The sequence below is a fragment of the Pseudonocardia bannensis genome (genome assembly GCF_012911875.1).
GTDB classification, from domain to species: domain Bacteria; phylum Actinomycetota; class Actinomycetes; order Mycobacteriales; family Pseudonocardiaceae; genus Pseudonocardia; species Pseudonocardia bannensis.
On the sequence record NZ_JAAXKZ010000174.1, the window covers coordinates 1 to 9,507 of the forward strand.

The 9,507-nt window shown below is 73.5% G+C and carries 13 protein-coding genes; 7 read left to right on the forward strand and 6 right to left on the reverse strand.

Going from position 1 to position 9,507, the window contains the following annotated elements; translation table 11 throughout:
• Window positions 1-154 precede the first annotated feature (154 nt).
• From HF519_RS27890 to HF519_RS27905, 4 genes are all read right to left on the reverse strand, one after another.
• Window positions 155-571 (reverse strand): DUF6153 family protein, encoded by a 417-nt coding sequence (locus HF519_RS27890; protein WP_211170688.1) that lies wholly within the window; start codon window positions 569-571, stop codon window positions 155-157.
• Between the two features lie 125 nt (window positions 572-696).
• Window positions 697-1,458: a 3-oxoacyl-ACP reductase FabG gene (gene fabG / locus HF519_RS27895; RefSeq protein ID WP_169415966.1), complete on the reverse strand. Its 762-nt coding sequence runs from the start codon at window positions 1,456-1,458 to the stop codon at window positions 697-699.
• A 102-nt stretch (window positions 1,459-1,560) separates the two neighbouring features.
• Window positions 1,561-2,187, reverse strand: a complete 627-nt coding sequence (locus tag HF519_RS27900) for a cyclodeaminase/cyclohydrolase family protein (protein WP_169415967.1) — start codon at window positions 2,185-2,187, stop codon at window positions 1,561-1,563.
• A 66-nt stretch (window positions 2,188-2,253) separates the two neighbouring features.
• A complete protein-coding gene (locus HF519_RS27905; protein WP_169415968.1) occupies window positions 2,254-3,435 on the reverse strand; it encodes a uroporphyrinogen decarboxylase/cobalamine-independent methonine synthase family protein in 1,182 nt (393 codons plus the stop codon).
• Between the two features lie 363 nt (window positions 3,436-3,798).
• Here HF519_RS27905 and HF519_RS27910 point away from each other — a divergent pair, with 363 nt between their 5' ends.
• Together HF519_RS27910 and HF519_RS27915 are read left to right on the forward strand one after the other, a co-directional pair.
• Window positions 3,799-4,158, forward strand: coding sequence for a VOC family protein (locus HF519_RS27910; protein ID WP_169415969.1), 360 nt, complete (start codon window positions 3,799-3,801; stop codon window positions 4,156-4,158).
• A 4-nt stretch (window positions 4,159-4,162) separates the two neighbouring features.
• A complete protein-coding gene (locus HF519_RS27915) occupies window positions 4,163-4,999 on the forward strand; it encodes an alpha/beta fold hydrolase (protein ID WP_169415970.1) in 837 nt (278 codons plus the stop codon).
• 25 nt (window positions 5,000-5,024) lie between these two features.
• Here HF519_RS27915 and HF519_RS27920 read toward each other — a convergent pair whose 3' ends face one another.
• Window positions 5,025-5,381 (reverse strand): TraR/DksA family transcriptional regulator, encoded by a 357-nt coding sequence (locus tag HF519_RS27920; RefSeq protein ID WP_169415971.1) that lies wholly within the window; start codon window positions 5,379-5,381, stop codon window positions 5,025-5,027.
• Window positions 5,382-5,453: 72 nt separating this feature from the next.
• Between HF519_RS27920 and HF519_RS27925 the strand changes: the two genes are divergently transcribed.
• A complete protein-coding gene (locus tag HF519_RS27925) occupies window positions 5,454-5,828 on the forward strand; it encodes a VOC family protein (protein ID WP_312860398.1) in 375 nt (124 codons plus the stop codon).
• Between the two features lie 215 nt (window positions 5,829-6,043).
• Here HF519_RS27925 and HF519_RS27930 read toward each other — a convergent pair whose 3' ends face one another.
• Window positions 6,044-6,775 (reverse strand): DUF1990 family protein, encoded by a 732-nt coding sequence (locus HF519_RS27930; protein WP_169415972.1) that lies wholly within the window; start codon window positions 6,773-6,775, stop codon window positions 6,044-6,046.
• 39 nt (window positions 6,776-6,814) lie between these two features.
• Between HF519_RS27930 and HF519_RS27935 the strand changes: the two genes are divergently transcribed.
• From HF519_RS27935 to HF519_RS27950, 4 genes are read left to right on the forward strand one after another with little or no spacing between them, the layout of a single operon-like run.
• Window positions 6,815-7,045: a hypothetical protein gene (locus HF519_RS27935; protein WP_312860399.1), complete on the forward strand. Its 231-nt coding sequence runs from the start codon at window positions 6,815-6,817 to the stop codon at window positions 7,043-7,045.
• Complete coding sequence (locus HF519_RS27940) at window positions 6,979-7,770, forward strand: DUF1990 family protein (protein ID WP_312860400.1); 792 nt, start codon at window positions 6,979-6,981, stop codon at window positions 7,768-7,770. The genes HF519_RS27935 and HF519_RS27940 overlap by 67 nt, the downstream gene beginning before the upstream one ends.
• A 46-nt stretch (window positions 7,771-7,816) precedes the next feature.
• Window positions 7,817-8,398: a hemerythrin domain-containing protein gene (locus HF519_RS27945; protein ID WP_169415974.1), complete on the forward strand. Its 582-nt coding sequence runs from the start codon at window positions 7,817-7,819 to the stop codon at window positions 8,396-8,398.
• Window positions 8,395-9,222, forward strand: coding sequence for a family 1 encapsulin nanocompartment shell protein (locus HF519_RS27950; protein ID WP_211170689.1), 828 nt, complete (start codon window positions 8,395-8,397; stop codon window positions 9,220-9,222). Before HF519_RS27945 ends, HF519_RS27950 begins: the two co-directional genes overlap by 4 nt.
• The last annotated feature ends 285 nt before the right edge of the window (window positions 9,223-9,507 follow it).

The window sequence follows — 9,507 nt, forward strand, 5'->3', positions numbered from 1 at the left end:
CGGCGGGGCCGGCCGGGCTGGAACAGCCGGCGAGGGTCAGGCCCGCCAGCAGGGCCGCGCTCAGGGTGCGGGTCATGGTGGTACGTGCGGTGGTGCTCATCAGAGGTCTCCGGGTGCGTGTGATCGGCTGAGGGAACCGGGTGATCGGTTCTCCTCAGCGCCGCAGCACGCAGAGTTGGGCGAGTCGCCGGGGTACCGGTGGAGGCGGGCCGCGCGGCCGGATGCGGATTCCGGCCGGGCGGCGGGGAGCGAGCGGAGCAGTCCGCAGCAGGCCGAGGAGCACGGCCGCGGCCACCAGCAGGCCGATCGCGGTGAGCACCGCGAGGCACAGGTGCAGCAGGTCCTTGTGCTCACCGTGCTCACCGTGCTCATCGTGCAGACCGGCCGGGGCGGGTGCCGCCTCGGGAGCCGGGTGCGCGGCGGGCGCGACCGGGTCGGCGGCGCCCGTCGCCGCGCCGTGCCCGTCACCGGCGACCGGCAGCTGGTGCATGCCGACCAGCCCGGCGAGCAGCGCCAGCACGATCGCGACACGGATCGGCCACGTTCGCGGCGGTCGCCCCGTGAAGATCATCGGAATCGACCATACCGGACATGTCCCGCGCCGGTGCGCGACATCCGGCTCCGGGGCCGGACTGCCGCGCACCGGGGATCGGGACCGCTTCCGGGCGGCCGGGCCGGGCCGGCCGCGGGGGACGGTCAGGCCTTCGGTCCGCCGGCGACGTAGATGACCTGCCCGGACACGAAGCCCGCCCCCTCGCTGACCAGGAACGACACCGTGTGCGCGATGTCCTCGGGCTGCCCGGCCCGGGCCACCGGGATCTGCGCGGCCCGCGCGGCCACGTAGGTCTCCCAGTCCTCGCCGATCCGCTCCGCGGTCGCCTTGGTCATGTCACTGACGATGAACCCGGGCGCGATGCAGTTGGCCGTGACCCCGAACTTGCCCAGCTCGATGGCGAGGGTCTTGGTGAAACCCTGCAGCCCGGCCTTGGCCGTGGAGTAGTTGGCCTGCCCCCGGTTGCCCAGCGCCGAGGTGGACGACAGGTTGACGATCCGCCCCCACTTCGCGGCGACCATGTGCTTCTGCACCGCCCGGCTCATCAGGAACGACCCGCGCAGGTGCACCCCCATCACCGTGTCCCAGTCCAGCTCGGTCATCTTGAACAGCAGGTTGTCCCGGGTGACCCCGGCGTTGTTGACCAGCACCGTCGGCGCCCCGAGCTCGGCGGCGACCCGGGCCACCGCAGCCTCGACCTGCTCGACATCGGCCACGTCCGCCCCGACCGCCAACCCCCGGCCCCCGGCCGCCTCGATCGCCTCCACCGTGCCCTCGGCGGCCGACTCCTCCAGATCGATCACCGCGACGGCGAACCCGTCACGGGCCAGCCGCTCCGCGGTGGCGGCACCGATGCCGCGGGCGGCCCCGGTGACGATCGCGACGCGGGACTGGGGCTCGCTCATGCTGTTCTCCTCCGTGTACTCCGACCGATACGGCGCAGCACCGTCCGACAGCCCTGGCCGGGCCGGGGGGCGCTGGGCCGATCGTCGCACCCGGCGGGTCGTTCAGAACGCGCCGGGGCGGATCTCACCCGGCGTCCGCGGGAGCAGGCCCTGCGCCGTCCGTCGGGCGGCCGCGGCGAGCCCGAGGGCACGCCCGGTGCGGACGTCGTCGGGCTCGCCGGTCAGGTTCTCGGTCACGAGCAGCGCGGCCGAGGACGCGGCCGCGGCGGCCAGCAGCGCGCCGGTCGCGGCGTCCCCGCGCAGCCGCGGGTTGCCCTCGCGGGCGAGGCCGGCGGCGAGCCGGGTGATCTCCCGTGCCACGGTGGCGACGTCGAGCGGGACGTCGACGGTGTCGTCGAGCGCCTCACGCAGCCGTGAGGGCCACATCCAGGGGTCGTCCTCGCGCGGGGTCCGCGCGGCCGTCCGAAAGGCGCGGTAGGCCGCCACGTCCGCGTCGGCCAGCGCCGCCGCGACGGCTCGCAGCTCGTCGGCGCGGGCGGCGGCCCCGGCCGCGCCCGCCGCGCCGGGACCGGCGAAGCGCGCCGCCATCGCCGTGAGCGCCGCGGCGAGGGCGGTGGTCAGCGCCGCGGCGGCGCCACCGCCGGGAGCCGCGGTTCGTCGGGCGACCGAGTCGAGCAGTTCCGCGACGCTCAGGTCCAGCAGGCTCGGGCTGGTGCGGTCGTCGTCCACGTGCGGGCCTCCTCGGGGCGGCACAGCGCCGCCGGTCCCGCGGGATCCGGCGGCGCTGTGACAGGGTCAGGCCACGGGGATGTTCAGCTTGTCCGCCGCTGTCCGGACACCCTCGACCCGGTTCCTGATCTTCTGGAAGGCCACGTCCCGGGCGTAGTCCGGGGAGCCGTGGCTGGGCTTCTCGTCGATGCTGAACGGGGAGAAGCCGCAGTCGTCGGTGGCCCCGAGCTGTTCGCGGGGAATGAAGTTGGCCGCCCGGATCAGTGCGTCGGCGACCTCCTGCGGGCCCTCGATGCGCGGGTTCAGCGGGTTGATCACACCGACGTAGGCCATCTGCGTGACCCCGTTCGCGTCCGACCGCAGGTGCTTGCCGATCGACTCGTAGACCGGGTCCTTGTCGCGCTCACTGGCGAGCTGGATCAGGAAGTAGCCCGCGTTGATCCGGAACATGGACGGCAGCAGGTTGTTGTAGGGCACGTCCGCGGAGTGCACGGAGTCCCGGTCGCCGCCGGGGCAGGTGTGGAGACCGATGTCGACGCGCTCCTCCGGGGTGAACCGGTCGAGCACCCGGTTGTTCAGCTCGATGAAGTGCGGCAGCATCCCGGCCCCGGTCCACGGGTTGCGCGGATCGGCCCGGGTCGCGAGCCGGCCCTCGGTGAAGTCCACCGACACCCGCGCCGCGCCCGCCTCGAAGGCCTTGCGGATGTCCTTCTCGGTCTCGTTGCAGAGGTCCTCCTCGAACTGCTCGCGCGAGTAGCCGGGGACCTCCTCGTGCAGCGGGTAGAGCAGCGCGAGCATCGAGGGGGCGATGACGGCCTGCTTCATCGGCCGGTTCGCGATCTCCAGCGACCTGCGCAGCGAGTCCGCGGCCCAGTTCTTGTACCGGAACGGACCGCCGACCAGCCGCGGGAGCTGCCGGTGGTGGCCGTCGGCGAAGATCGCGAAGAACTGGCCGTTCTCACCGGAGAGGTTGTCGGCCAGGCCGGTGCCGGCCAGGGTGTCGGTGATCGGATAGGTCGCGAAACTGGACCAGCGCTGCTCCCCGTCGGAGATGATCGGCGAGCCCGTCTCCTCGAAACGCCGGATCGAGTCGCGCACCGCCGCTTCCTGCTCGACCTCGAGCTGGTCACGGCCGATCTCGCCGGCGTCGTAGCGCGCGTACGCCGCCTGCAGGGTCGAGGGCCGGGGCAGCGAACCCACCGGCTCGGTCGGGATCCCGGTGCTCGTCCGCGGGTCGTAGCCGCTCATCGCGGTGATCTCCTCAGCTCGAGGGCGTGGCTCTGGCTCCCGTACTGCCGATCGCGGCCACCGGTCACGGCCGAGGCGAACCGCAGACTTCACCGCCGCGTGCTGTCGAGGGCCGCCGGGGTGACGAGACATGCGATCTCGTTACGCGGCGGGAACGTACCCGCGTGACGCAGGTCACGTCAACGAGCGACGAGGTCCGCTGCACCCAGGCCTCCAGGACTCCACGGACGCCGGGGACGCGGCCCGCGCCGGGTTCCTCGCGGTCGTCAGCCGAGGCGGTGTCCCGGACTGGGACTCCCCCTGCCCCGGCCGGCGATCTACGGTGGCTCCTGACCCACCGGCCCGGCGAGCGGAGCACCCCACATGTCCAGCGAGAACGCACCCACGAAGATCGGCAACGTCCTGCACCCCGTCGCCGACGTGGGTGCCGCCGTGGCGTTCTACCACGACACGTTCGGGCTCGGCCTGAAGTTCGCCGACGGGGACCGCTACGCCGCGCTCGACGCGGGGAGCACGACGCTCGCGCTGGCGGGCCCGGAGGAGGACGTCACCGGCGGGGTACCGGCCGCGTCGTTCAAGGTCGCCGACGTGGCGGCGGCGCTGACCGCGATCACCGATGCGGGCGGATCGGTGATGAGCGGCGCCGAGCAGGGCCCCCACGAGGTCCGGGCCGTGGCCAGGGACCCGTGGGGCAACACGTTCGTCGTCTACGGCCCCCGCTGAGCCCGTGCCCCGTGCGACGACCGACGACCGCGTCGCCCTGCACTGGGAGGAGACCGGCAGCGGCGAGCCGCTGCTGCTGATCCACGAGTTCGGCGGGGACTCCCGCTCCTGGCACCCGCAGGTCGCGCACTTCGCGCGGCGCTACCGCTGCCTGGTCTACAACGCCCGCGGGTACCCGCCGTCGGACGTCCCCGCCGATCCCGGCGCCTACAGCCAGCAACGGGCGGTGGCCGACGCCGTCGCGGTTCTCGACGCGGCCGGCGTGGACACCGCGCACGTCATCGGCAACTCGATGGGCGGCTTCTGCGCACTGCACCTGGGGCTGCGGCATCCGGACCGGGTGCGCTCGCTGGTCGTCGCGGGCTGCGGGTACGGCGCACACCCCGATGCCGCCGACGCGTTCCGCGCGACGTCGCAGGACCTGGCCGCCCGCTATGACACCGACGGCGCCGTCGAGGTGGCACGCAGCTACGGCGCGAGCCCGGCCCGGCTGCAACTGCGCGCCAAGGACCCGGCCGGGTACGCCGAGCACCTGCGGATCCTCGCCGAACACGACGTGACCGGGGCCGCGCTGACCATGCGCGGGGTGCAGGCAGCCCGGCCCTCGCTGTACGCGCTGCGCGACGAACTCGCCGCGATGGCGGTCCCGACGTTGATCGTGGCCGGCGACTGCGACGACGACGTGCTCGACGCCGACCTGATGCTCAAACGCACCCTGCCCCGCGCCGGGCTGGCGGTGCTCCCCCGGTCCGGGCACCTCACCAACCTGGAGGAACCGGCCCTGTTCAACGGTCTGGTGGAGCAGTTCCACGCGCAGGTGGCCGCCGGTCGCTGGGCGTAGGAACGGACCGGCACGGCAAGCGGGCTCAGCGGCGGCGCGGGCGCGAGGCACAGGCGATGCAGGTGGTGGTGGCGGGGAGCGCCTCCAGCCGGGCGTCAGCGATCTCGCCCCCGCACCGCTCGCAGCGGCCGTAGGTCCCCGCCCGCAGCCGCTCCTCGGCCCGGTCGAGCGCCTCCAGATCGTGCCGGACACCGTCGAGCAGGCTCTGCACCGACGCCCGCTCGAACGCGATCGTCGTTCCCTCGGGGTCGTGCTCGTCGTCGTGGGTCGTCAACGCCGACGCCTCGACGATCGCGTCGAACTGGCGCGTCAGCGACTCGCGGCGGGCCAGCACGTCGGCACGTGCGGCCGCCAGCCACCCGTGCGCGCTCCGCTCGTCCACATCTGTCTGAACGGGGGCGCACGGTCCGCTGTTCCCGCAGATCAGAGCGGGTTCACGGATTACCCTGGTGCCGTGGTGAGCCGGATGATCGCCGTCGCCGTCGACTGTCACGACAGCGAACTGCTCACGGCCTTCTGGTCCCGGGCGCTCGGACGCGGGACGGTCCGGCGGTGGGCCGACCCGCGGGGACTGCACTACGTCCAGCTCGACGGCGAGGGCCCCGGCGCGGCAGCGCTGCTGTTCCAGCCGGTGGCCGAGCCGCGGGCCGGCAAGAACCGGCTGCACCTGGACATCGCCCCCTCCGACGGGGAGTCACAGGCGGGCGAGGTGGCACGGCTCGTGGCGCTGGGCGCCCGAGTGGTCGCCGACGAACCGGATCTGCCGTGGGTGGTGCTGGCCGATCCGGAGGGCAACACGTTCTGCGTGCTGCCGCCGCGCACTGCATGATGAGGCCCGCTGACGGGCGACGACCCGGAGCACGAGGCGTCCGCGATGCGGATCGCGAGCGCGACCTGCAGCGGCTTCCCGGCGGGGCCGGGGCGATCGCGAGTCCGGACGCCACGTCACGCATCCCGGACCGCGCACACCGGGGCCGTGATCCCGGTCGGCGGCTCGGCGTCCCCCGGGGACGGCGAAGCGGCGGACGATCACCGATCAGCGTGCTACCCGAGCAGCGGCTCGGCCACTCGACGGGTGTGCACGGTGACCCCGCCGCGCGGACGGCCGCCGGACAGTCTGGCCACCCGCAGCAACACGTGCATCCACATGTTGAACTGCACCTCCTTGGCCAGCCGGAGCCGGTTGTACAGCAGGTGCGAGAGCCGGTCGCCCGGGCGGGCCCAGGACTCGATCTCGAACCGCAGCGTGTCCCCGTCCGGCCGCAACCGGAACTCGATCTGTCCGGCTTCCAGGTGCCCGCCCAGCGTGGCGAAGCGGAACCCGGTGTCGTCCACGGCCACCACCCGGACCGGGCCGTCCCACGGGCCGGGCAGCCGGATCAGGAACTCATCGCCCTCGGCCATCGGTCCCGGCCCTCCACGGGTCTGCTTGAACACGGCGAACTCCGAGGGCGACCACCGGTTCGGGTCGGACGCGATCTGCCGCATCAGCTTCTCGGCGTCGCACCGGGGGTCGGCGATGCACACCTGGTAGCGGCGGTGCAGCAGCGGTCCGTGGCCCTCGCCGATCCGCTGCACCCGTTCGTCGGTGTGCGCGGCGGGCAGGTCCGGTGGCAGATCCTCGGCCCCGCCCTCCTCATCGACACGGTGGATCGGCGTGGTCCGCCACAGGTAGCGCCACGAGACCAGGGCGAGCCCCAGGGGCCAGCGCACCAGCGCTGCCACCCGGCGGTCGCGACGGGTCCCGGTCGCCGCCGTGCGGCACAGCAGAGACATCCGGGCATGAAAACACGACCGGCGGGGAACGTGCCGGATGTGACGGTCGGGAAGCTCCTGCACCGCGGCGGTGTCCGCGCGGTCCACCTGCAAGCCGTATCGCTGGCGTCCATCGGCCTGTGCGTCGGGCTCTGGATCCGGGCGAAGACCGTGGACCAGGACGAGCGTGGCAACGCCGAGCGCCGGGCCCTGTTCGTGGGGCTGTGGCCGCCGATGTTCTGGCTGATCGCGCAGTCCGTCCGGGAGTACGAGCGGGGACGGTCCCGCTGAGGGCCGCCGACCTCGTCGCCGAGCTGGCCGAGCTCCGCGACCGGGACGTCAACTACGACGAGTCCGACGCTCCCCGGCATGCCGGTGACCCGCGCTGGCACGTCGACTCCGGCTACGCCGTGCTGGGCACCGAGCCTCCCGGACCGCCGACGCCCGGCGGGGTCTGGGAGACCGCCTGCGCCCTGGTGCAGGGCTACGAGTTCACCGATCACCGGTTGCTGCGCGGCGTCTTCCGTCCGGAGGATCCGCTGCTCGGCAGGGACATGCTTCTCGAGGGGCGCTACCTCGCCCTGCGGTTCTACCTCGGCGTCCGCGTCACCGACGTCATCGACGCCGAGCGTGCGGGCCCGAACGGCCGGGAGCGGGTGTGGGGGTGGACCTACCGCACCCTGCAGGGGCACCTGGAGCAGGGCAAGCTCAGCTACGAGGTGGCGAAAAACCTCGAGACGGGCGCCGTGACGTTCTGGATCCACGCCTACTCGCGGCGCGGACCGATCCCGAACCCGATCATCCGCCTGGGCTTCCGGCTGTTCGGCCGCGACACCCAGCTGCGCTTCTACCACCGGGTGGGCCGGCGGATGCACCGGCTCGTGCAGGACCACCGGCAGGGGGCGCCGCTCCCGGGCCCCGTCCCGCTCCGGGACGGGAGCGCGATCGCACCCTCGACCACTCGGATGCGCTGGTGGGATCCGATCGCCCTACCGGTACGTCACCCGGGACGGTGACGCTCCAGCGCGCCGCGCAAGCCCGGACCAAGTAGCGTCGCGAGCCGTGCCCGACATCACCCAGCTGATCCTCGATGATCACGAGTGGTTCCGGCGGGAGTTCGCCGCCCTCGACGACCTGCGGGCCCAGACCCCGATGGACGCGGACGCACTCCGGAGCGTCTGGGAGCCCCTCGCCGCCCGCCTGGACGTGCACGCGATCGCGGAGGAGGAGATCTTCTACCCGCAACTGCTGCGTCACGGTGACGACGCCGAGGACGAGACCCTCGACGCCATCGGCGACCACAACGACATCCGTGACGGCGTGCACGACGCGGCGCGGCACCCGATCGGCAGCCGCCCGTGGTGGGAGGCCGTCGGGCGGGCCCGCGTCGCCAACGACGAGCACATGGGCGAGGAGGAGAACGAGGGCCTCGCCGATTTCCGGCTGAACGCGCCCAGTGGGCTGCGCGAGTCGCTGGGCAAGCGGTTCGCCGAGTTCATGACGCGGCACGAGACCACCCGGGCCCTGGACACCGGGGACAAGGACCCGGAGCGCTACGTGCGCGACATCGAACGCGAGATCGACCCGCCGGACGACCGCACCGTCGACGGGTCACTGGGTATCGGCAGCCTGAAGGGGCGATGAGCGTGACACCTGTGGACCACCTGCTGCGCGACCTCGCGCCGATCCCGCCCATCGCGTGGAAGGAGATCGACGACGAGGCCCGCGAGCGGCTCACGCCGCTGCTGGCCGGGCGCCGGCTCGCCGACTGGACCGGCCCCGGTGGCTGGAAGCACTCCTCGGCCGACCTCGGCCGCACCACCCCGCTCGACGGCCCGCCGCCGGGTACCTCGGGTGCGGGTGTCCTGGCCCGGCAGCGCCGCGTGCTACCCCTGGCGGAGTTCCGGGTCCCGTTCACGGTGGACCGCCGGGAGATCGAGGACGTGCAGCGCGGCGCCGCCGACCCCGAGTTCGACGACCTCGCCCGGGCCGCCCGGCAGGCCGCCGAGATCGAGAACCGGGCCGTCTTCCACGGGTGGCCCGCCGCCGGCATCGAGGGCATCGTCGCGGTCTCGCCGTACCCCGCGCCCGCGCTGGGCACCGACGCCCAGGCCTACCCCGGCATCGTCGCCCGCGCCGTCGAGACGCTGCGCCTCGCCGGGATCGAGGGCCCGTACGCGCTCGCGATCGGGCCGGACGGTTACACCCGCATCGTGGAGACCACCGAGCACGGCGGCTACCTGCTGTTCGATCACCTGAAGCGGATCCTCGGCGGTGCGATCGTGTGGGCGCCCGGGGTGGACGGCGCGGTCGTGATGAGCCAGCGCGGTGGCGACTTCCTGCTCGACGTCGGGCAGGACCTGTCCATCGGCTACAGCCACCATGACGCCGACACCGTGCACCTCTACCTCGAGGAGAGCTTCACGTTCCGGGCCGTCGAGCCGGACGCGGCGATCGCGCTCGGCTGAGGGAACCGCGGCCGGCGCCCGGCTCGTGGGCGCCGATTGCGACAGACGGCCGTCGACGGCTGACCAGGGCGTCGGTGAGCATGGCTGGCGTCCGGCGGGCGGACAGGCAGGCAGGTGGTCGCATGGCGTTCCGTCGTCCGGGTCGAGGTTCACGGGGTCGAGGTTCACGGGGTCGAGGGCGCTGGGGTCGGGCGGCGGTCGCACGGGCCGTCCGCGCGCTGCTGCTGACCCTGACCGTGGCGGCCTGCGGGACCCCGCCGGAGGAGCGCCCGTCCACCCTCCCGC

Coding starts and splice junctions, on each gene's coding strand:
- HF519_RS27890 (WP_211170688.1), bottom strand. CDS start 571: ATGATCTTCACGGGGCGACCGCCGCGAACGTGGCCGATCCGTGTCGCG.
- fabG (WP_169415966.1), bottom strand. CDS start 1,458: ATGAGCGAGCCCCAGTCCCGCGTCGCGATCGTCACCGGGGCCGCCCGC.
- HF519_RS27905 (WP_169415968.1), bottom strand. CDS start 3,435: ATGAGCGGCTACGACCCGCGGACGAGCACCGGGATCCCGACCGAGCCG.
- HF519_RS27910 (WP_169415969.1), top strand. CDS start 3,799: ATGTCCAGCGAGAACGCACCCACGAAGATCGGCAACGTCCTGCACCCC.
- HF519_RS27930 (WP_169415972.1), bottom strand. CDS start 6,775: ATGTCTCTGCTGTGCCGCACGGCGGCGACCGGGACCCGTCGCGACCGC.
- HF519_RS27950 (WP_211170689.1), top strand. CDS start 8,395: ATGAGCGTGACACCTGTGGACCACCTGCTGCGCGACCTCGCGCCGATC.